Consider the following 22,092-nt stretch of genomic DNA (forward strand, 5'->3'; position numbering starts at 1 on the left):
GTGACGGGCGGCGGGGCGGGGGCCACGGCCGGCGATCAGGCGGCGACCGCGATTGGCGGTGGGGCGGCGACCGCGGCTGGGAGCGGGCCGGAGGTTGTTGCGGTGGATGGTCTCGAGGCCGTGGTCGAGGGTGCGGAGTCGGTGCAGCGGCCGCCGGCGGAGGTGCGGTTCGCTGACGAACTGCGGATGCTGGCGGAGACCGACACCGGGGCGCGGCCGCCTGGGTGGGTGTTGAGTCTTACTGCGGCTCGGCGGTTCATTGTCGGGGATTCGGCGGCCGGGATCAGCCGGAAGTTCGTCGGGGATCCCTCGCTGATCGACCGGGCGTTGGTGTCGTTGGCCACGAGCCGGGGGTTGATGCTGGTCGGGGAGCCGGGCACGGCCAAGTCGCTGCTGTCGGAATTGCTGGCCGCCGCGGTGAGCGGGGTGTCGACGCTGACGATTCAGGGTGGGGCGGCTACTACGGAGGACCAGATCAAGTACGGGTGGAATTATGCCCTGCTTGTGGCTGAAGGGCCGTCGAGCCGGTCGCTGGTGAAGGCGCCGTTGCTGCGGGGGATGGCCGAGGGGCGGGTGGTGCGGTTCGAGGAGATCACGCGCTGTCCGCTCGAGGTGCAGGACTGTTTGTTGTCGCCGCTGTCGGACCGGGTGCTGGCGATTCCGGAGCTGACCGGGGCGGAGGCGATGGTGTTCGCGCGGGACGGGTTCAACGTGATCGCGACGGCGAACACGCGGGATCGTGGGGTCAACGAGATGTCGGCGGCGCTCAAGCGGCGGTTCAACTTCGAGACCGTGTTCCCCATCCCGGATCTGAAGACGGAGTTGGCGCTCGTCGAGGCCGAGGCGGGGGCGTTGCTGCGGCGGTCCGGGGTGACGGCGCCGCCGCGGCGGGACGTGCTGGAGGTGCTGGTTACGACGTTCCGGGAGTTGCGGACCGGGAAGACGGCGCGCGGGGACGCGATGGAGCGGCTGACGGCGGTGATGAGCACGGCCGAGGCGGTGTCCGTGGCGCACGCGGTCGGGCTGCGGGGGTGGTTCCTGCGCGGGGAGGCGGGGAGCGTGGCGGACTTCGTGGCGTGCCTGGCCGGCACGGCGGCGAAGGACAGCCCGGAGGACCTCGCGAAGCTGCGCCGGTACCTGGAGCAGCAGGTGACCTGGCGCGGCGGCGAGCCGTGGCGGGCCCTGCACGCGGCGCGGCACGAGCTGCCGGGCTAGGTGCGCGATGCCGGCGACGTTCATCGGGGTGCGGCACCACAGTCCCGCGTGCGCCCGTCTGGTGGGGGAGCGGATTGCGGCGCTGCGGCCCGCGTACGTGCTGGTCGAGGGGCCGGCGGACATGAACGAGCGGATCGGGGAGCTGCTGCTCGGGCACGATCTGCCGATCGCGGTGTTCAGCAGCTACCGCGACGAGCAGCGGCATGCGGGGTCGTGGGCGCCGTTCTGCGAGTACTCGCCGGAGTGGGTCGCGTTGCAGGCCGGGCGCGCGGCCGGGGCCGAGCTGCGGTTCATCGACCTGCCGGCGTGGCATGAGGCCCTCGCAGGGCGGGAAAATCGGTACTCCGATGCCGAGGAGCGCTACGCCGAGGCGATCGAGCGGCTGTGTACGGCGTTCGCGGTCGACAACGTGGACTCGTTGTGGGACCACCTGTTCGAGGTCGACGGGGCGAGCAGCGAGCTCGAGGCGCGGCTGGCGGCCTACTTCGACCTGCTGCGCGGGGAGTCGGAGGCGAGTGCGGGGGATCGGGCGCGCGAGGAGTACATGGCGCGGTGGGTGCGGGCCGCCGTGCACGAGGCGGGGGAGCGGCCGGTCGTGGTGGTCACGGGCGGGTTCCACCGGCCCGCGCTGATCCGGCTCGTGGCCCAGGACACGGTCGAGCTCCGAGACGAAGACGGCGGCGGCTTGACCGCGCAGATCGAAGGCAGGGACAACCACACCGCAAGCCGCAACGGCAAACGCAATGGCAACGGCGACAACGACGACAACGGCGGTGGCGACAGCGGCGGCGGCGGCGGACGTCAGGGCGGCGATGACGAGGGCGGCGGAGAGAACGGTGGCGAGGCCGGCGGGCGCAAGGGTGCAGGGCGCGAGGGTGACCGCGACTGGCGCGAGGGTCGCGGTGCCGAACGTGGTGGGAACGAGGACGGCAAGCGCGAGGTTCGCGATGGGCTGAGTGCGAAGGCCGGCGAACAGGGGAACGTCCACAGTGGACCGGTGACCGACGACGGCGTGGCTGAGTGGCCGGAGGCGGTGGTGTTGCCGGCGGGGGCGGTTGGGGGGAGTTATCTGGTGCCGTATTCGTTTCGGCGGTTGGATGCGTTTGACGGGTACCAGTCGGGGATGCCGTCGCCGGAGTACTACCAGCGGTTGTGGGAGGACGGGGCGGAGCGGGCGACCGAAGGGCTGGTCGCGGCCGTTGTCGGGCGGCTGCGGGAGCGGAAGCAACGGGCGTCGACCGCTGACCTGATTGCCGCGCGGGCGTTGGCTGGGGGGCTGGCGGCGGTGCGGGGGCATCGGTACCCGGCGCGGACTGACATTCTTGATGGGTTGGCGGCGGCGCTGGTGCAGGATGCGCTCGATGAGCCGTTGCCGTGGGCCGGGCGGGGGCGGTTGCGGGCCGGGACGCATCCCGTGGTGGTCGAGATGGTTGCGGCGCTCAGTGGGGAGCGGGTTGGGCGGCTGCACAAGGACACGCCGTTGCCGCCGCTGGTGCATGATGTTGCGGCTGAGGTTGAGCGGGAGCAGCTCGGCGGGACCGTGAAGCTTGCGCTCACCAGTGTGGACGGGTTGCGGCGGAGTCGGGTGCTGCATCGGTTGCGGGTCCTCAGGATCCCGGGGGTCGTGCGGCGGCATGGGCCTTCGACCGGGATTGATCCGGTACTCGATGAGCGCTGGACCGTGGACGAGCATGAGCATCGGTTGCCGGCGTTGATTGAGGCTGGGGCGTACGGGGCGACGCTCGAAACGGCGGCGGCCGCGCGGATTGCCGAGCGGGTCGGCGAGGCCGGTGGGCGGGTCGGGGTACTGGCGGAGGCGCTTTTCGACGCGGCGCTTTGTGGGACGACGCAATTGAGTGACCGGGTGTTGGAGGATCTCGGGCTCGGGATCGCGGCGGCGCAGGATCTGGGGGAGCTTGGGCGGCTGCTCGGGGTGCTGCTGGCGCTGTGGCGGCACGATCGGCTCCTTGGAACCGCGGGGTCGGCGGCGATCGGGGCCGTCCTGCGCGGCTCGCACGATCGGGTGCTGTGGCTGGCGGAGGGGACGCGCGGGAGCTCGGCGCCGGCCGATCCGGTGCGGATCGGGGCCGTGGTCGCGCTGCGGGACGTGGTGCGGCATGCGGCCGACGCGCTGGGGCTCGATCAAGAGGCGGCGCTCGGGGTGATGGCGCGGGTGGCCGCGGGGGCGGAGGCGCCGCCGGATCTGCGGGGGGCCGCGTTCGGGTTCGGGTGGGCGCTCGGGGCGCAGGGGGATCCAGTGCGGGCGGTACGCGGCGCGGGCGGGCCGGTCGCGCTCGGGGACTGGCTCGCGGGGCTGTTCGCCGTGGCGCGGGAGGAGGTGCTGCACGCCGACGGGGTGCTCGACCTGCTCGACGAGCTTGTCAGCGGGCTCGGGGCGGACGACTTCCTGGTGGCGTTGCCGGCGTTGCGGCAGGCGTTCGCGTACTTCCCGCCGCGTGAACGGGAGACCATCGCCGGGCATGTGCTGACCCGCCGCGGGCGGAGCGGGTCGGGACGGCCGCTGCTGCGCGGTCCGGCCGCCGATCCGATGATCCTGGCGCAAGCAGCAGCGCTCGAAACCCGCGTCGACGCCACCCTCACCCGCCACGGACTAAAGCCATGAACGACACGCCACAAGAACCGGAAACGCCAATAGACACCGACACGCCAGAAGAAGCCATGACCGCGCAAGAACCCGAAGCCCCGAACGAACAAGACCTGCAGCGCTGGCGGCTCGTCCTTGGTGAAGCCGCCGAAGGAGCGCTCGGCGCCAACACGCTCGACGGTGTCGGGCAAGGGCGGGACGCTGCGCTGGAATGGCTGTACGGCCGCGACGAGGAACTGCAGCGCCGCGGTGTGCGCAGGACCGGGCGGCACGGCGGGGACGGGCCGTCGATCGTGACCACCGTCGACTGGCTGGAGCAGATCACCAAGCTGTTCCCGAAGGAGACCATCGAGCGGCTCGAACGCGACGCCGTCGAGCGGTACGACATTCATGACGTGGTGACCGATCCCGCGGTGCTGGCGCGGATCGAGCCGAACGAGACGCTGTTGCGCGCCGTGCTGCGGACCAAGAATCTCATGGATCCCGAGGTGCTGTTGCAGGCGCGGCGGATCGTCGAGGCGGTGGTCAAGCAGCTCATGGAGCGGCTCGCGGTCGACGTGCGGCGGGCGTTCACCGGGGCCCGGTCGCGCACGTCCAGCCGGTTCCGGGTGGCGAAGGACTTCGACGTGCGGCGGACGCTGCGGGCGAATCTGGGGCATTACAAGCCACAGGAGCGCAAGGTGTACGTCGAGCAGGCCTACTTCTTCTCGCGCACCCGGCGGCACTTCGAGCGGTGGCAACTGATTCTGCTCGTCGACCAGTCGGGATCGATGGCCGGCTCCGTCATCCACGCCGCCGTCACCGCCGCGTGTCTGTGGGGGCTGCCGGGGGTACGGACGCATCTGGTCACGTTCGACACGGCGGTCGCGGATCTGACGGCGGAGATCGACGATCCGGTCGAGATTCTCATGAAGGTGCAGTTGGGCGGGGGTACGGACATCGCCCGCGCCGTCGCCTACGGTACCCAGCTGATCGAGCAGCCCCGCCGGACCATCGTGGCGATCATCAGTGACTTCTACGAGGGCGGCGACCCGGGCGGGCTGGTGCGGGGGGTGCACGCGCTCGTCGAGCAGGGCACCAAGGTGTTGTGCCTGGCCGCGCTGGACGAGCAGGCCGACCCGAGCTACGACGCGGAGACGGCCCAGCGCCTCGCCGACGTCGGGGCCGGCGTGGGCGCGATGACCCCGGGCGAGCTGGCGGCGTTCGTGGCGGAGCACGTCGGCCGATGAGCATCCAGGACCTGACCCCGGACTCCCTCGCCGCCCTGACCAACCGCGGCCTCGTCAAGCGCGCGGCCAAGGAGATCGAGGCCGCACCGCCGACCATCACGGAAGACCCCGACGGAACGATCCGGGCAACTTTCGCCGACGGCGCCACCCCCGCGCTGCCCCCGGGCGGCCTGGAGAAGGCGTCGTGCACCTGCGGTGCAACAGGGGTCTGCCGACACGTCGTAGGACTCATCCTCGCCTATCAAAGAGAAGCCCATGAAAAAGGTGCGGAAAGCCCAACGACACAAGCAACGTGGACGCCGGGCGCATTCACCGACGAGCAATTGGAATCCCGCATCGGCGCAAGGATGATGGCCGCGGCAAGAAGAGCACGCAAGGCCGGCTACCACGCCCGTGTGTACCGCCCGTCCGCCCAGGACCACACCGCCCGCGCCGACCTCGGCTCGGCCACCGTGCGGTTCCTGGTCCCGAACGACCTGGGCTTCGTGCACACCGACGCGGTGGCCGGCGCCCGCGACGACGTGATCGCCCTCGCCGTCTGGGCGTTCCGGGTTGCCGACGAGCAGACTCCGGGGGAACCCGACGCCCAGGTCGACGTGGGGGACTCCAAAGACAGCCAAGGAGGTGAGCAGCAAGCAGTAGAACTCGCCAACGAGATCCTCCAGGACGGCGCCGTCAACCTCGGCCAGGGCATCAAGGCAAGCATCGCGCAAACCAGGAAGCGCCTGGAACGCGAGAACCTCCGCTGGCCCCTGCTCGCCGTCGAGGAGCTGCAGGCCCAGTTGGACGCGTACCGCGAACGAGCCAGCGCCTACACCCCCGAGCGCCTGGCCGAGCTCATCACCGAGCTGCACGCCCGCGCCCGCGCCGCCGGCACGCAAAACCGCGGAAGGGTGCTCGGCACCGAGGAGGCCGCCGAGACCCCCCTGCGCCGCGCCCGCCTGGACGGCCTGGGCTGCAGCGTCACGGAGGACGGCGAGAAGAAGGTGTACCTCGCCCACGCCGACAGCGCCACCGTCCTCGTGCTGCGCCTCAAGAACGCCAGGACGGCGCAGGGACTGGCGGGCGGCATCGTGGTGACAGAGTCGGCGGTGCGCAGCGCCAGCCGCGCGGTACGGCTGACGACGAGCCGGGTCGCGAAGGCCACCATCACCCCGTCCCGCGGCGCCTGGGACGCGCTGCCCGACGCGCTGCTCGTGCGGGACCTCGCCCAGCTCGCCGCCGAGCTCGACCGGCTCCCGCCGCGCATGCTCCGGCCGCGGGTCGAGGCCGAGCTGGTCCGGGTGATCAAGGTGGCGGCGGTGCGCGAGCTCACGTACGCGCCGGGCGCCCAGCAGCTGGAGGCCGTCCTGGTCGACGAGCACGGCAACGAGGCCACGCTCATCGCGACCCATACCGCCGCCGCCCCGGGCCGCCTGGACGCGATCGCCGCGAGTCTGCGGGCCCCGTCGTACGTCAGCGGCGTCGTCCGGCGGCGCGGCGGCGCCATCGAGCTCGACCCCCTCGCCATCGCCGCCGACGGCCGGGTCGTTCTGCCCGACCTGGCCGAGGCGCGCGGCGGCGAGCTCGGCCCGCACTGGACCGACCGCGCCGACCCGATCCGGGCCGCGCTCGACCATGCCCTCGCCACCCTCGCGGAGGTACCGCACCGGGGTATGCGCCACCTCCCGCCGACCTTCGGTGACCGCCTGCGGACCGCCCGTGATCGACTCGTCGGTGTCGGGCTCTACAAGGCGGCCGAAGCCGTGCAGAAGTACCAGGAAACGAACCGGCCGGAGGCATGGGTCGAGGCCCACATACGACTGTCCGTAACGGCGGAGAGCCAGTAGCGAAGTGGGGTGAGACACGATCGGGACGGCACCACCCAAAGCCCCGGCGACAGGGGTAGGGTCCATGGCCGGACCTGTCCGACCGAGCCCTGGGGGGTAGAGCATGGCCGACTCGTTCGTGCATCTCCACGTGCACACCGAGTACTCCATGCTCGACGGCGCCGCGCGCCTCAAGGAGATGTTCGCGGAGGCGTCCCGGCTCGGCATGCCGGCCGTCGCGATCACCGACCACGGCAACATGCACGGCGCGTACGACTTCTACAAGCAGGCCAAGGCGGCCGGCGTGACGCCGATCCTGGGCGTCGAGGCGTACGTGGCGCCGGAGTCGCGGCTGCACAAGCAGCGCGTGAAGTGGGGCCGGCCCGACCAGAAGCAGGACGACGTCTCCGGCTCCGGCGGCTACACCCACAAGACGATCTGGGCGCGCAACAACACCGGCCTGCACAACCTGTTCCGGCTCAACTCGCGGGCCAGCATCGAGGGGCACTTCGTCAAGTGGCCCCGGATGGACGCCGAGATCATCGCCGAGCACGCCGAGGGCCTGATGGCCACCACCGGCTGCCCGTCCGGCGAGGTCCAGACCCGGCTGCGGCTCGACCAGTTCGACGAGGCGCTGAAGGCCGCCGCGAAGTACCAGGAGATCTTCGGCAAGGAGAACTACTTCCTCGAGGTCATGGACCACGGGCTCGACATCGAGCGGCGGGTCCGCGAGGGGCTGACCGAGATCTCCAAGCGGCTCAACATCCCGCCGGTGGTCACCAACGACTCGCACTACACGCACCAGGCCCAGGCCGAGGCGCACGACGTGCTGCTGTGCGTGCAGACCGCGGCCAACATCAACGACCCCAACCGGTTCCGGTTCGGCGGGTCGGGCTACTACCTGAAGTCGGCCGACGAGATGCGCGCGGTCGACTCGTCCGAGCTGTGGCAGAACGGCTGCAAGAACACGCTGCTGGTGGCCGAGCGGGTGGACACCGCGGACATGTTCAAGTTCGTGAACCTGATGCCGCGCTTCCCGGTGCCGGAGGGCCACACCGAGGAGTCCTGGTTCCGCGAAGAGGTCGCCCGCGGGATGGCCCGGCGGTTCCCGAACGGCGTCGACGAGGTGCACCAGAAGCAGGCCGACTACGAGACGGACATCATCCTCTCGATGGGCTTCCCGGCGTACTTCCTCGTCGTCTCGGACTTCATCATGTGGGCCAAGAACGAGGGCATCGCCGTCGGCCCCGGGCGTGGTTCGGCGGCCGGAAGCCTGGTCGCGTACGCGATGGGCATCACCGACCTCGATCCCCTCCCGCACGGGCTGATCTTCGAGCGGTTCCTGAACCCGGACCGGGTGTCGATGCCCGACATCGACATCGACTTCGACGAGCGCCGGCGCGGCGACGTCATCCGGTACGTGACCGAGAAGTGGGGCGACGACCGGGTCGCGCAGATCGCCACCTTCGGCACCATCAAGGCCAAGGCCGCGATCAAGGACTCGGCCCGCGTGCTGGGCTACCCGTTCGCCGTCGGCGACAAGATCACCAAGGCCATGCCGCCGGCCGTGATGGGCAAGGACATCCCGCTCTCGGGCATCTTCGATCCCAACCATCCGCGGTACTCCGAAGCCGTCGAGTTCCGCGCCCTGTACGACAGCGACCCGGACGTCAAGAAGGTCGTCGAGACGGCGAAGGGTCTCGAGGGCCTGATCCGCCAGACGGGTGTGCACGCGGCCGGCGTGATCATGTCCGCGGAGCCGCTGATCGACCACGTCCCGCTCATGCGGCGCGACGCCGACGGCGCCATCATCACGCAGTTCGACTACCCCACCTGCGAGACGCTCGGCCTGCTCAAGATGGACTTCCTGGGCCTGCGCAACCTGACGATCATCGATGACGCGGTGAAGAACATCAAGCGCCGCGGGATCGACCTCGACCTGCTCTCGCTGGAGCTGGACGACAAGCCGGCCTACGAGCTGCTGGCCCGGGGCGACACCCTCGGCGTGTTCCAGCTCGACGGCGGCCCGATGCGCTCGCTGCTGCGGCTGATGAAGCCCGACAACTTCGAGGACATCTCGGCCGTGCTGGCCCTCTACCGGCCGGGCCCGATGGGTGCCAACTCGCACACCAACTACGCCCTGCGCAAGAACGGCCAGCAGGACATCATCCCGATCCATCCGGAGCTGGAGGAGCCGCTCAAGGAGATCCTCGGCCCGACCTACGGCCTCATCGTGTACCAGGAGCAGGTCCAGCGCGCCGCGCAGAAGCTCGCGGGGTACACCCTGGGGCAGGCGGATCTTCTCCGGCGGGCCATGGGCAAGAAGAAGAAAGAGGTCCTCGAGAAGGAGTACATCCCGTTCCGCGACGGCATGCGCGGCAACGGCTACAGCGACGAGGCGATCAAGAGCCTCTGGGACGTGCTCGTCCCGTTCGCCGACTACGCCTTCAACAAGGCCCACACCGCCGGGTACGGCCTGGTCTCCTACTGGACCGCGTACCTCAAGGCGAACTACCCGGCCGAGTACATGGCCGCCCTGCTCACCAGCGTCGGCGACGACAAGGACAAGATGGCGATGTACCTGGCCGAGTGCCGGCGCATGGGCATCGAGGTGCTGCCGCCCGACGTCAACGAGTCGATCGGCCCGTTCGCCCCGGTCGGCAGCAACATCCGGTTCGGCCTGGCCGCGGTCCGCAACGTCGGGCACAACGTCGTCGACGCGATCGTGCGCTGCCGGCAGACCGAGAACGGCCTGTACCGGGACTTCGACGACTTCCTGTCCAAGGTCGACGCCGTCGCCTGCAACAAGAAGACGATCGAGTCGCTGATCAAGGCGGGCGCGTTCGACTCGATGAAGCACCCGCGGCGGGGCCTGCTGGCCATCCACGCCGACGCGATCGACAACTACGCCGACCTCAAGAAGAACGAGGCCATCGGGCAGTTCGACCTCTTCGGCGACCTGCTCGGCGGCGACGACTCGTCCTCCGGCGGCGGCACGGCGATGTCGGTGCAGATCCCGGACATCGAGTGGGACAAGCGCGAGCTGCTCACGTTCGAGCGGGAGATGCTCGGCCTGTACGTCTCCGACCACCCGCTGTTCGGCCTGGAGTCGGTGCTGTCCAAGGCGGCCGACACCGAGATCAGCCGGCTGTCGGAGGAAGGGGCGATCGCCGACGGCACCGTCGTCACCCTGGCCGGCATGCTCACCGGCGTCCAGCGCCGGATCACCAAGCAGGGCAAGCCCTGGGCGTCGGCGTCCCTGGAGGACCTCGGCGGCGCCGTCGAGGCACTGTTCTTCCCCAACACCTACGAGCTCGTCGGGCAGTACATCGCCGAGGACGCCATCGTGGTGGTGAAGGGCCGCGTCGACCGGCGCGACGAGACACCCCGGCTGATGGCGATGGACCTGTCCATGCCCGACGTCAGCGCGGCCGACGAGAACCGGCCGGTCGTGCTGTCCCTGCCGGCCACGCGCTGCACCCCGCCGCTGGTCGACCGGCTCAAGGAGATCCTGGTCAACCATCCGGGCAAGGCCGAGGTGCACGTGAAGCTCAGTCACGGGTCACGGGTGACGCTGCTGCGCCTCGGGCCGTACCACGTGAATCCCACGACTGCGCTCAAGGGCGACCTGAAGGCACTGCTCGGGCCCAACAGCTTTAGCTGAGTTCATCCCGGGGTAACCTCGGCGGGTGCAAACGCACGCCCACTCGTTGTGGCTCTCGCGGCGGGCGCGGTGGTCGGCCGGGGCCGTCGCCGGGCTCGTGCTCGTGCTGCTCGTGTTCGGCATCGTGTACCGCGTGAGCCAGCGCCCCTACGGCTTCAAACCCTTCGACCGGATCGGCGGCGTGGCGCTGCCGGCCGGCAGCGAACGGGCGCGGGCCTACCTGGACGGCGGCCGGGCGTTCCTCGGCCGCGCGACCGGCGGCGGCGGGTACGAGCTGCGGGCCGTCGACTCCGACAAGCCCGCCACTGCGATCTGGACCAACACGTCGCTGACCGACGTCGACACGTTCCGCTCGGCCCGCGGCATGGTGCAGGTCACCGGGCTGCCGGACGCGGCCGGGCACCGGCGGGTGACGCTGCTCAACGCCAACAACGGGGTGCCGTTCGCGACGTTCGACGTCGAGGGCCGCGACCGGTGGGCGCTGGTGGGCAAGTACTTCGTGCGGTACGCCGACGCCGAGCACCGCCTCACCGTTACCGACGTCGGCACCGGCAAGCCGACCGCCGCGTTCGACCAGCCGGGCGGCGCGGCGAGCTGGTGGCTGACCGACAACTGGAGCGGCCAGCAGGTGCCGACGTCGACGACGGGGGAGCCGCTGGACGAGGCCCTGACCGTCGATCCGCACATCGTGCGGGCCACCGCCGAGCGGGGCCTGGAGGTCGTCGGGCTGGCCGGTGGGCACGTGCTCGGGGCCGGCCGCGACCTCGCCGGGCCGGGGGACCTCGTGTACCCGTACGAGGAACAGGTCTTCGTGGCCACGGGCGGGGCCGGGTTCGAGCTCCGGGCGTACGAGCGAACGCACTTGAACAAGAGCCAGTGGACCTGGTCGTCGCCGGACCAGCAGGCGCGGCCCCTGTTCGTCGCCTCGTGCGGCGAGCAGCGGGTGTGCGTCGGCGAGGAGCACCACCTCACCCAGCTCGACATCGCCACCGGCCAGGTCGTGTTCCGCGTCGAGGCCGAGCGCCCCTCGCAGGCCGTGCCGGTCGGCGACCGGATCATGGTGCGCACCGCGAGCCAGTCCGACGGCGCCACCGAGACGCTGCTGGACGCGGCCGGCAAGACCGTGAGCAGCTGGCCCGGCAAGCGCGCCGCGCGGCTGGACGAGGGCAGCTACCTGCTGCTGCCGGCGGTGCCGCCCGCCGGCGCCTTCGCCTGGATGGGCGTCGACGCCGAGCACGGCACCGCGCGCGACCTCGGCTCCGTCGACGCCCGGCCGGACTCGTGCACCTGGAGCCACACCTACCTGGCGTGCGCGACGGCCGGCGAGTTCACCTTCTACCGCATCCGGGCGCCCTGGTACTCGCTCTGACGCGCCCGGGCCCGCCGCGCAATCCTGAACATGGCCACCGCGCCGATCCCGACCCACGCGACGTTCACGGCCGTCGATGGCCAGGCGTGACTGACCGCCGAGTTCCAGGCCAGGGCCACGGCCCCCACGATGTTCATGGTCTGGAAGACGATCCCGTCGCCTTCGAGCCGCTTGGCCGAGACGAGCCCGTACGCGGCCAGGACCAGGGCGGCACCGATCCAGCCCATGAAGTCGATCAGCATGGGCACGATCGTCGCATCAAGTGGAGCTAACGTGTGAACGAGAATTCCTACAGCGCACCTTAAGCAGGCCTCAACATGGATCTCGACCCGCGCCGGCTGGCCGTGCTCGCCGCGATCGCCCGCCGCGGCACCCTGGCCGGCGCCGCGGCCGCCCTGCACGTGACCCCCTCGGCGGTGTCGCAGCAGCTCGCGCAGCTCGAGCACAGCGTGGGCCGGCCGCTGGTCGACCGGACCGGCCGCCGGGCCGTGCTCACCGCGGCGGGCCGCATCCTGGCCGACCGCGCCGAGGCGATCGCCCGTGAACTCGGTGCCGCCGAGCGCGAGCTCGCGGCGCTCTCGGGCCGGGCCGCGGGCCTGGTGCGGGTGGCGGCGTTCGCGACCGTGATCCGCCACCTGCTGGTCCCGGCGATGGCCCGGCTGGCGGCGGAGTTCCCGGACGTGGTCTGCTCGATCACCGAACTGGAGGGCGCGCCGGCCCTGCGCGAGCTGCGGCTGGGCGGCATCGACCTGACCATCACCGAGCGCGACGCCGTGCAGCGCAGCCTGCAGCACCGTCAGGTTTCCGTGGTACCGCTCTGTGACGACCCGTACCGCGTGGTCGTCCCGGTCGGGTGGCCGCCGGTGCACGCGTTGGAGGACCTGGCCGACCGCCCGTGGGTGGCCGGCCCGCCCTCCTCGACGACCGGCCAGATCCTCGACCGGGTGTGCCGCGAGCGGGGCTTCGTGCCCCGCCGCGCGCACGCCTGCGTGGACTACCCGACGGTGCTGGCCCTGGTCGCGGCCGGCCACGGCGCGACGATCGCCCCGGACCTCGCCCTGCGCGACGCGCGCCGGGACGAGATCACGGTGACGGCGCTGCCCGTGGCCGGCGCGCGCAGCCTGGACGCCCATGTGACCGCGGCCCGGGCCCATCTGCCGGCGGTCGAGGCGCTGCTGTCCTGCCTTCAGGCCGCTATCCGGTGACGATGGTCCCGTCGGGCTGGCGCGAGCAGGTGACGGCCGCGCGCGGGGCCGCCGCCGTGGCCGCTGTCAGGCACTTGCCGAGCACGGCCTGCCCCGCCGCCGTCGGGTGCCACGATTCCTGGCACGTCTGGAAGTACGACGCGCAGGTGTTCGCGATCTTCTGGATGGCGATCTTGTCCTTGCCGGACAGGCTGGTCACGAACGTGCCGCTCGGGCCGTCCTGCAGCCGGATCGGCGTGGCCAGGGCATTGGCCGGGCTACCCGGGCGCTCGCACAGCCGGGCCCCGTCGAAGGCGTGCTGCACGTCGAGGAAGACCAGGTCGTCGTTCGGGCGCTCGGCGGCCACGGTGTTGCGCACGTTCTGCACCAGCGTGCCGAGGCCCTGCGAGAACAGGTGCCCGGCGGAGAGGCTGGCGCGGTGGATGGGACAGCCGGCGGCGTACCGCAGCGCGCCGAGGTCGCGGAACTTGTCCCGGTCGTCCTGGCGCCCGTCGGCCTCCCAGTAGGACGGGTCGAGGTCGAACGGCAGCGGGTTGGTGTAGTCCTGGAACACGACCTTGTGCTGGTGGTCGGCGTCGACCTGGTCGAGCGTCACGAGCAGCTGACGGATCGCGGCGACCGTCTCGGTGGTGGCGGCCGACATCTGCGCGGCCGTCGCGAGGTCCCCGGCGGCGCAGGGTGCCTGCTCGACCGGGCCGTTCAGGTACGCCCAGAACTCCCACCAGCCCGTCCACGCGTCGGCGATGAACCGGTTGGCGCACTTCTCGGCCACGTCGCCGAAGGTGAACTGGCTGTTGTTGGAGCCGAGACCGACCAGTACCAGATCGATGTCATGGGTCTGGGCGACGGCGCGCAACTGGTCGAGCTGGGCGGCGACGGTCCGCCCCTTGTCGCGGGCGGAACTGGCCGTCGCGAAGTCGGCCGGGCGGCCGCCGGAGCAGGCCAGGTTGTACCGGTCCTGAATGCCGGGCAGCGTGGCCTGCAGCAGCGAGGCGTTGGCGGAGCGGTGGCAGAAGAAGGCGTTGTTGTTCGGCGCCGACCAGCCGGGGAAGCCCTGCGCGACCCCGTTGACGTCGACGACGGGCTGATAGCTGCCGGCACCCTCCCCGCTGATGAAGCTGTCGCCGAGCGCGACGGCGGCGGTGGGCAGGGCGGCGGTGGCGGGGCCGGCGGTGGCGACGACCGCCCCGGAGGCGACGAGGGCGGCGACGGCTAAGGCACGAAGGAGCTTGGACACTGGCGGTCTCCTCGATCCCAGAACGTGAAGAGTTCTCGGATCAGATCACCTTCGGGCAAGGTCGTCAATAGATGGACATGTGTACGTGGTTGGTGTGGTCACTGCTCGGATCGCCCTTGCCGCTCCGGTACGGATGCCAGCCCGCGGCCGGCGTCCAGATCTGCCGGTACCAGATGACATACGTGACCCCGAGCGCCGTGGCGTTGCGCACCAGCCAGGTCGCGAGCTCGGTCCCGTACTCCTTGGCCGCCCCGATCGCGATCCCCCCGAACCCCTTGGCATCGGCCGCGAAGTCACAGGCCCGCCCCTTCGGGTGTTCGTAGGGCCCGCTGGGCCGGAAGCACGACACGTAGTGCTCGAACCCGGCCAGCTTCACCTGCTCCAACGCATGCTGCGTCCGCGGCGTGAGACACCCGCTCGTGGTCGGGTCGTGCAGGCTGCACGTTTCGGTGGGCCACGACCCGTCGGGTCGCCGCGGCGCCGGCTGAGCCTTGGTCGAAGGCGTCTTCGTGCTCACGGTCGTACCCGGATCGATGATCGGCTGCGACTCCCGGTTGAGCGCCTCGGCGAGGGCCTGCTCGACCGCCGCCTTCTGGCTCGCCATGATGTCGAGTTGTTGCTGCTGCCGCCGCACCTCGTTGTCGATGGTGGCCCGGTTGGCCTCCAGGCTGGCTCGCACACTGGCGAGCTCCCGCAGATCGGCGTTCTGCCGCCGCGCCACCAGTTCCAGCAGGCTGACCCGATCGGCGAACACCCCCGGGCTGCCACTGTCGAGCAGCGTCGCCGCATCGCGCAGCCCGCCGCCGTACTGGTACGCCTTGACGGTCACCGTCTCGGTCTCGTGCACCAGCTTCTGGTACCGCGGCTCGAGCTCCGCCTGTTGCGCCTGCACGAGCGCCTGCCGCTGCTGCGAGGCCGCAAGCAGGTTCTGCGCGTCGATGTAGGCCCGGTTGGCCGTCTCGAGCTGCTCGGAGAGCTCGCTGGACCCGGCCTCCTCGGCCGCGGTCGTCTTGGGGGACGGCTTCGGCTGCCCGGGCGCGGCCGACGCCGGGACGGGCGCCAGCAGGACCAACAGGGCGCACAGGGCCGCCACGATCCATCGTGATCTGGTCATACTGCTCGGCTGATCGGCGCCGCCCGGCCTGACTTGAGGTTCTTGTGCTTATTAGTCCCCGCCCGGGGCAGATCCGACGGATGCGGGCCTTCTGGGATGCGCTGACAGCCGCCCTAGGCCGGGTGACACCGGCCGAGTGGATGCAGATCGTCGCGGCCATAGGCGCCCTCGCCGCGGCCTTCGCCGCCTTCTCAGCCGCCCGCGCCGGCCGGGCCGCGGCCCGGACCGCCGCCAAGCAACTGCCGGAGCTGCACCACCAGGTCGAGCTCAACGCCACCCAGGCCAAGGCCGCCGAGGACCAGGTCGCCCTCACCCAGGAAATGCTCCAGCAAGCCACCGCCGCCCTGCGCGAAGCGGCCCGCGCCCGCACCGACGAGCGCGCACCCCTGGTCGTAGCCCTCCTGGAAACCCCGCACTGGCCCCCACTCGTGGAGCCCTCGGCCGAAGCCGCCTCCCCGGCCCGCCTCTACGCCCGAGACGCCGAGCGCAACACGCCCCTGCACTTCCGCACCGACGGCATCCTCATCAACGAGGGCGCCACCACCGCCCGCGTCCGCCTCGACGAGCAGGCCCACTTCCAGGACCCGGCCCCCGCGAGACGCGAACGCCTCCTGCGCCCAGGTGAGGTGGCCCGCTTCACGTGGACGGCCGGCCACACGATCGCCGAATGGGCCGACGCCCGCGAAAACCCCGACCCGCCGAACCCGCTCGGCGCCTGCTTCCTGACGATCACCGTCTTCGACAACTTCGAGCACGGCATCTTCGACCACATCCACCTCGCCATGAGCGGCCGCCCGATCGTCGCCGTGGACCCCTCCTTCGACGAGGTGCGCCTCGCCTCCCACGAGTCCGAAGCCGCCATGGCCGTCACGGTCTTCCCCACCCGCCGCACGTACCGCTTCGACGGCCCGCGACGCGACCCGCTCCCGTGGGACAGCACCTACGCCGCCTGGTGGCGGGAGGGCGGGGCCACCAAGCTCCGGCGCGCTCCGGAGCCCGCTTAGCCGCTCGACCGCCATGCCCATCTCCTCGGCCACCAGGCGGCGCAGCTTCAGGGTGTGGCGTTGCTGGAGGCCCCAGTCGCGGTGCTGCTTGTGCTCTTGCCGAAACTGCTCGCCGACCTTTGAGTAGTTTCTTCGCCGTGTTACGTCTCGCATGGCGTTCGTTTCTGCGCGGCTGAACAATGACATCTGCGCCATGCTTTGTATTATCCCAGCCTGGTGTTTGGCTGCGCTATTTTCGCTGTCCTGGAATCGCAGATTGCGCTATTTTTCAAGCCGGTCCTATGGTCACCACATATGTGCCCTCGGCCGATGGTTCGGCCCGCCTGGCGGCGGCCCACAGGGTTAGCGTGGTCCCGGTCAGACTTTGGTCAAGGTTGGTGGTCCAGGCCGTTGGGGACTGCCGGGTTCGTCGTGGTCATCATTCGGTGGTACAACTCAGGAAATTGGTTTTTTTTAGGATTTCTCTCCTGGACCACCGAATGTCGACCACGGTGGACCCGGCTCCTGAATTTACGGTCTGGACCACCGAACGGTGACCAAAGTCGTCTCCGGGACCACGCTAATACATTCCGGTCGCGCCAGCGGCCGGGGACCATCGGCCGAGGGCACATGGCGGTGCCCATCGGTCCGGTGGAAGGATAGATTGACCCCCATGTGGCGAATCACCGTCAACAACGCCTGCGTCGGCTCCGGGAGCTGCGTAGGCGTAGCCCCCGCGCATTTCGAGCTGGACGACGCCGAGGGCCGCGCGCACCCGATCAACGCGGAAGTCGAGCCCAGCGAAGCGGTTCAGGACGCCGTCGACATGTGTCCGATGGAGGCGATCACCATCACGGAGGTCTAGGCGCCCCGGTACGCCGCCAGAAGAGCCTCCGCCGCCTGGACCGGGGTGAGGCGGCCGGTCAGGACGTCCTGCTCGATGCGGGGGGCCAGCGAACGGACCGCCGGGGAAGTGCGCAGGCCGTCCAGCAGGGTGTCGCGGGTCATCGCCCACACCCAGCCGATCTGCTGCCGATCGCGGCGCGCCTGCAACTCCCCGGACGCCTCCAAGGCCGAGTGGTGGCGTTGCAGGCGGTCCCACAGTTCCGGCAGCCCCGCGCCGGTCAGGCCGCTGCACGTCAGGACCGCCGTCGAGGTGTGCAGCAGCCGCAGCGCGCCCGACAGTTCGCGGGCCGCCGCGCGGGCCTCCTGTTCGTGGGGGCCGTCCGCCTTGTTGACGGCGATCACGTCGGCCAGCTCCAGGACGCCCTTCTTGATGCCCTGGAGCTGGTCGCCGGTGCGGGCCAGGGCCAGCAAAAGGAACGTGTCGACCATGTCCGCCACCGTGGTCTCGGACTGGCCTACGCCCACCGTTTCCACGAGGACCACGTCGTAGCCGGCCGCCTCGACGATGACCATGGCCTCGCGGGTCGCCCGGGTCACGCCGCCCAGGGTGCCCGAGGTGGGGGAGGGGCGTACGAACGCGTTCGGGTCCGCTGCGAGGCGGTTCATGCGGGTCTTGTCGCCCAGGATGCTGCCGCCCGTGCGGGTCGAGGACGGGTCGATGGCCAGGACCGCCACGCGGTGGCCGGCCTCGATCAGGTACATGCCTAGGGCGTCGATGAAGGTGGACTTGCCGACGCCTGGTACGCCGGTCACGCCGATTCGGCGGGCGGCGCCGGAGAACTCAGCCAGGGCGTGCAGCAGTTCCTGGGCGCGCGTGCGGTGGTCGGCGCGGGTGGATTCGACGAGCGTGATCGAGCGGGCGATCCAGGCCCTTGAGCCGGACCGGACGCCGTCGACGAGGTCGCTCAGTGCTGCAACCGGGATCGCAGCACCTCCAGCAGGTCCAGGGCGGCGTCGGCGATGACCGTGCCCGGGCCGAAGATCGCGGCCGCGCCCGCCGTGCGCAGGGCGTCGTAGTCCTGGGGTGGGATGACGCCGCCGACCACGATGAGGATGTCGTCGCGGCCCAGTTCGGCGAGCTCGTGGCGCAGGGCCGGCACCAGGGTCAGGTGGCCGGCGGCCAGGGAGTTGACGCCGACGATGTGCACGTCGGCCTCGACCGCCTGGCGGGCCACCTCCGCGGGAGTGGAGAACAGCGGGCCCACGTCGACGTCGAAGCCGAGGTCGGCGAAGGCGGTGGCGATCACCTTCTGGCCGCGGTCGTGGCCGTCCTGGCCCATCTTGGCGACCAGGATGCGGGGGCGGCGGCCCTCGTCCTCGGCGAACGTGTCGGTCGCGGCGCGGACCCGCTCCACGTTGCCCGCTCCGGCGGCCTCGTCGCGATACACCCCGGAAATGGTACGGATCTGTGCCGTGTGCCGCCCGAAGACCTTCTCCAGCGCGTCGGAGATCTCGCCGACGGTCGCGTGGGCTCGCGCCGCGTCGACGGACAGTTCGAGGAGGTTGCCGCCGTTCGTGGCGCCCTCGGTCAGGGCGGTCAGGGCGTCCTGGCACGCGGTCTCGTCGCGCTCGGCGCGCAGCCGCTCCAGCTTGGCGATCTGGGCCGCGCGGACGGCCGAGTTGTCGACCTTGAGGACGTCGATCGGCTCGTCGGTGTCCGGACGGTACTTGTTGACGCCGATCACCGGCTGCCGGCCCGAGTCGATGCGGGCCTGGGTGCGGGCGGCCGCCTCCTCGATGCGCATCTTCGGGATGCCCTCGCTGATCGCCCGGGCCATCCCGCCGGCCTTCTCGACCTCCTCGATGTGGGCCCAGGCCTTGGCGGCCAGATCGTGGGTGAGGCGCTCGACGTACGCGCTGCCGCCCCACGGGTCGATCACCCGCGTGGTGCCGGACTCCTGCTGCAGCAGCAGCTGGGTGTTGCGGGCGATGCGGGCCGAGAAGTCGGTCGGCAGGGCCAGGGCCTCGTCCAGGGCGTTGGTGTGCAGCGACTGGGTGTGGCCCTGGGTCGCCGCCATCGCCTCGATGCAGGTGCGCACCACGTTGTTGAACACGTCCTGAGCGGTCAGCGACCAGCCCGACGTCTGGCAGTGCGTGCGCAGGCTCAGCGACTTCGGGTTCTTGGCGCCGAACTCGCGCACCAGCCGCGCCCACAGCAGCCGCCCGGCCCGCAGCTTGGCGACCTCCATGAAGAAGTTCATGCCGATCGCCCAGAAGAACGACAGCCGCGGCGCGAACGCGTCCACGTCCAGCCCGGCGTCGCGGCCGGCCCGCAGGTACTCCACACCGTCGGCGAGCGTGTACGCCAGTTCCAGGTCGGCGGTCGCCCCGGCCTCCTGGATGTGGTAGCCGGAGATCGAGATGGAGTTGAACTTCGGCATGTGCTTCGAGGTGTACCCGAAGATGTCGCTGATGATCCGCATGGACGGTTCCGGCGGGTAGATGTAGGTGTTGCGGACCATGAACTCCTTGAGGATGTCGTTCTGGATCGTCCCCGAGAGCTGCTCCGGCTTCACCCCCTGCTCCTCCGCCGCCACGATGAACAGCGCCAGCACCGGCAGCACGGCCCCGTTCATGGTCATCGAGACGCTCATCCGGTCCAGCGGGATGCCCTCGAAGAGCCGCCGCATGTCCAGGATCGAGTCGATCGCCACGCCGGCCATGCCCACGTCGCCGGCCACGCGCGGGTGGTCGGAGTCGTAGCCGCGGTGGGTGGCCAGGTCGAAGGCGACCGAGAGGCCCTTCTGCCCGCCCGCGAGGTTGCGCCGGTAGAACGCGTTGGACTCCTCGGCCGTGGAGAAGCCGGCGTACTGCCGCACCGTCCACGGCTGGGTGGTGTACATGGTCGGATAGGGCCCGCGCACGTACGGCGCGATGCCCGGCAACCCGTGCAGGAACTCGACCCCGGCGAGGTCGTCGGGGCCGTATACACCCTTGACGTCGATGCCCTCCGGCGTGGCCCACACCTCGGACGGCTCGTCAGCGTCCGAAGACACGGTGGGTGTGCCCAGGGCCACCTCGGAGAAGTCGGGGATCACGGTGCCACTCCAAGGTCCTCGTGCGTGCGCCGCAGCACGTCCAGCGCGTCGCAGCCGGTGAACAGGTACGCGTCCACGCCCTCGTAGGAGCCCTGGCCGGCCAGCCACACCGTCGTCACGCCCTCGGACTTCAGGCGGGCGGCGGTCTCGGCGGCCTGCTCGCCGTACGAGCGATCGGAGCCGCAGATGCAGGCGACCGGCGACGTGCTGTCCTCGCTGAGGCGGACGCCGCCGGCGGCGAACAGGTTGGCCGCGAAGGACACCCGGGCCGAGTTGGACGCCGTGGAACCCAGCGCGACCAGGCGGACCGTCGGCGGTTCTGACGCGGCCTCGGCGACGTCGCGGAGGTGTTCGAAGCTCTGGGAGTACCACATCTGCTGGAGACCCCCGGAGGGCCGCACCGGTGCCGGGGGACGCACCGGCCGGCGCTCGGCCAGATCGGGGAACTCCGAGACGCCGGTGATCGGTTGCCGGCGGTGCGCCAGGTCGGCCTCGCGCCGCTGCCGGACCGTGCCGATGCGCTCCTCGACCAGCCCCGAACGCAGCGCCGCGGCCATCTCACCGGCCCGCTCGACCTCGGTGAACACGTCCCAGGCGGCGTGCGCGAGTGCGTCGGTGAGCGACTCGACGTACCACGAGCCGCCGGCCGGGTCGAGCACCCGGGCGACCCCGGACTCCTCGATGAGCAGCGACTGTGTGTTGCGGGCGATGCGCCGGGAGAAGCCGTCGGGCAGGCCGAGCCGGGCGTCGAACGGCTGGACGGTGACCGCGCCGGCGCCGCCGGTGCCGGCCGCGAAACACGCCACGGTGGTGCGCAGGAGGTTCGTCCACGGGTCGCGCGCGGTCATCATCGCGTCGCTGGTCACCGCGTGCTGCCGCTGGGCGCCCAGGTGCGGCACGTCGCAGACCTGCGCGACCCGGGCCCAGATCCGCCGGGCGGCGCGCAGCTTGGCGATGGTGGCGAACTGGTCGGCGGTGGCGGCGAAGCGGAACTCGAGCTGCTTGAGGGCCATCCCGGCGCTGAGCCCGGCCGCGACCAGTTCGCGCAGGTAGGCCAGGCCGGTGGCGGTGGCGTACCCGATCTCCTGGGCGTCGTTGCCGCCAGCGTCGTGGTAGACCGTCGCATCGACCGTGGCGATCGGCACCGGCGAGTCCAGCAGGGCCGACAGCACCGACATCTCCGACTCGACGCCGGTCCGCGCCTCCAGCCCCAGCGGGTCGAGGCCCAGGTTGCCGGACTTGTCGGCGCCGGGCAGGGCGAGGAACGCGCGGGCCGCCTCCAGGCCCAGCGGGCCGTGGTCGAGCACGACCGGGGCGAGGTCGAGCAGCACCCCGTCGAGGGCCTCGGCGAGGTCGGCCGGGGCGACGCCGGTCAGCCACAGCGAGGTGGCCCCGTTCTCCAGGTCGGCCAGGACCGCGGCCCGGGTCGCCTTCGGGTCCGGGTCGGCGTGGCGCTGGCGCACGTCCCACGGCCGCGGCGCGGTGCTCCCGCCCCGCACGAACGGCAGGTGCCCGGGCGCGCCGGCGTCCGGAGCCCGGTCGGCCGCGGTGTACAGCGGCGCGATCCGCAGCCCGTCGTACGTCTCGGTGGCCAGCAGGTCGGCGACCGCCTCGGGCGGGGTGTCCTCGCCGGCCAGCCCGGACTTGCGCAGCACGCCAAGTGCGAGCCGCTGCCAGTCCCGGAGATCGTCTTGGGTGGGCGCGCTCATGCTGGACACG

General features: G+C 71.1%; 15 protein-coding genes. 9 read left to right on the plus strand and 6 right to left on the minus strand.

Annotation, left to right across the window (positions count from 1 at the left end; genetic code table 11):
* Positions 1-186 precede the first annotated feature (186 nt).
* From ACQP00_RS12485 to ACQP00_RS12510, 6 genes are all read left to right on the plus strand, one after another.
* Positions 187-1,215 (plus strand): ATP-binding protein, encoded by a 1,029-nt coding sequence (locus ACQP00_RS12485; protein WP_433223824.1) that lies wholly within the window; start codon positions 187-189, stop codon positions 1,213-1,215.
* A 7-nt stretch (positions 1,216-1,222) separates the two neighbouring features.
* On the plus strand, positions 1,223-3,838 hold the full coding sequence (locus ACQP00_RS12490; RefSeq protein ID WP_433218446.1) for a DUF5682 family protein: 2,616 nt from the start codon (positions 1,223-1,225) through the stop codon (positions 3,836-3,838).
* Between the two features lie 56 nt (positions 3,839-3,894).
* The gene (locus tag ACQP00_RS12495; protein ID WP_433218447.1) at positions 3,895-5,049 is read left to right on the plus strand and encodes a VWA domain-containing protein; all 1,155 of its coding nucleotides are present in this window, start codon (positions 3,895-3,897) and stop codon (positions 5,047-5,049) included.
* Positions 5,046-6,878 carry a hypothetical protein gene (locus ACQP00_RS12500; protein WP_433218449.1) on the plus strand — a complete coding sequence of 611 codons (1,833 nt, stop codon included), beginning with the start codon at positions 5,046-5,048 and terminating at the stop codon, positions 6,876-6,878. The genes ACQP00_RS12495 and ACQP00_RS12500 overlap by 4 nt, the downstream gene beginning before the upstream one ends.
* Before the next feature lie 103 nt (positions 6,879-6,981).
* On the plus strand, positions 6,982-10,521 hold the full coding sequence (gene dnaE / locus ACQP00_RS12505) for a DNA polymerase III subunit alpha (RefSeq protein WP_433218451.1): 3,540 nt from the start codon (positions 6,982-6,984) through the stop codon (positions 10,519-10,521).
* Between the two features lie 25 nt (positions 10,522-10,546).
* The gene (locus tag ACQP00_RS12510; RefSeq protein ID WP_433218453.1) at positions 10,547-11,890 is read left to right on the plus strand and encodes a hypothetical protein; all 1,344 of its coding nucleotides are present in this window, start codon (positions 10,547-10,549) and stop codon (positions 11,888-11,890) included.
* Here ACQP00_RS12510 and ACQP00_RS12515 read toward each other — a convergent pair.
* Positions 11,857-12,132, minus strand: a complete 276-nt coding sequence (locus ACQP00_RS12515) for a CBU_0592 family membrane protein (RefSeq protein ID WP_433218454.1) — start codon at positions 12,130-12,132, stop codon at positions 11,857-11,859. The two genes, ACQP00_RS12510 and ACQP00_RS12515, sit on opposite strands and share 34 nt — an antisense overlap.
* 75 nt (positions 12,133-12,207) lie before the next feature.
* On the opposite strand from ACQP00_RS12515, the gene ACQP00_RS12520 reads away from it, so the two are divergent.
* Positions 12,208-13,095 (plus strand): LysR family transcriptional regulator, encoded by an 888-nt coding sequence (locus ACQP00_RS12520; RefSeq protein ID WP_433218455.1) that lies wholly within the window; start codon positions 12,208-12,210, stop codon positions 13,093-13,095.
* On the opposite strand, the gene ACQP00_RS12525 is transcribed toward ACQP00_RS12520, so the two are convergent.
* Both ACQP00_RS12525 and ACQP00_RS12530 read right to left on the minus strand, forming a co-directional pair.
* On the minus strand, positions 13,085-14,332 hold the full coding sequence (locus ACQP00_RS12525) for a hypothetical protein (RefSeq protein ID WP_433218457.1): 1,248 nt from the start codon (positions 14,330-14,332) through the stop codon (positions 13,085-13,087). The two genes, ACQP00_RS12520 and ACQP00_RS12525, sit on opposite strands and share 11 nt — an antisense overlap.
* A 64-nt stretch (positions 14,333-14,396) precedes the next feature.
* The gene (locus tag ACQP00_RS12530) at positions 14,397-15,446 is read right to left on the minus strand and encodes a coiled-coil domain-containing protein (RefSeq protein WP_433218459.1); all 1,050 of its coding nucleotides are present in this window, start codon (positions 15,444-15,446) and stop codon (positions 14,397-14,399) included.
* A 122-nt stretch (positions 15,447-15,568) separates the two neighbouring features.
* On the opposite strand from ACQP00_RS12530, the gene ACQP00_RS12535 reads away from it, so the two are divergent.
* Entirely contained in the window at positions 15,569-16,450 is an 882-nt protein-coding gene (locus ACQP00_RS12535) for a hypothetical protein (protein WP_433218461.1), read from the plus strand.
* A 652-nt stretch (positions 16,451-17,102) separates the two neighbouring features.
* The gene (locus ACQP00_RS12540; RefSeq protein WP_433218463.1) at positions 17,103-17,294 is read left to right on the plus strand and encodes a ferredoxin; all 192 of its coding nucleotides are present in this window, start codon (positions 17,103-17,105) and stop codon (positions 17,292-17,294) included.
* Here ACQP00_RS12540 and meaB read toward each other — a convergent pair.
* The 3 genes from meaB to ACQP00_RS12555 are packed head-to-tail and all read right to left on the minus strand — an operon-like array spanning position 17,291 to position 22,082.
* Positions 17,291-18,259, minus strand: a complete 969-nt coding sequence (gene meaB, locus ACQP00_RS12545) for a methylmalonyl Co-A mutase-associated GTPase MeaB (protein WP_433223826.1) — start codon at positions 18,257-18,259, stop codon at positions 17,291-17,293. The two genes, ACQP00_RS12540 and meaB, sit on opposite strands and share 4 nt — an antisense overlap.
* On the minus strand, positions 18,241-20,331 hold the full coding sequence (gene scpA / locus ACQP00_RS12550; protein ID WP_433223828.1) for a methylmalonyl-CoA mutase: 2,091 nt from the start codon (positions 20,329-20,331) through the stop codon (positions 18,241-18,243). The genes meaB and scpA overlap by 19 nt, the downstream gene beginning before the upstream one ends.
* A 38-nt stretch (positions 20,332-20,369) precedes the next feature.
* A complete protein-coding gene (locus ACQP00_RS12555) occupies positions 20,370-22,082 on the minus strand; it encodes a methylmalonyl-CoA mutase subunit beta (protein WP_433218465.1) in 1,713 nt (570 codons plus the stop codon).
* Positions 22,083-22,092: the final 10 nt, after the last annotated feature.

Origin of the sequence: Dactylosporangium sp. CS-047395, assembly GCF_050942185.1 — a bacterium.
In the GTDB taxonomy this organism is placed as follows: Bacteria; Actinomycetota; Actinomycetes; order Mycobacteriales; family Micromonosporaceae; genus Dactylosporangium.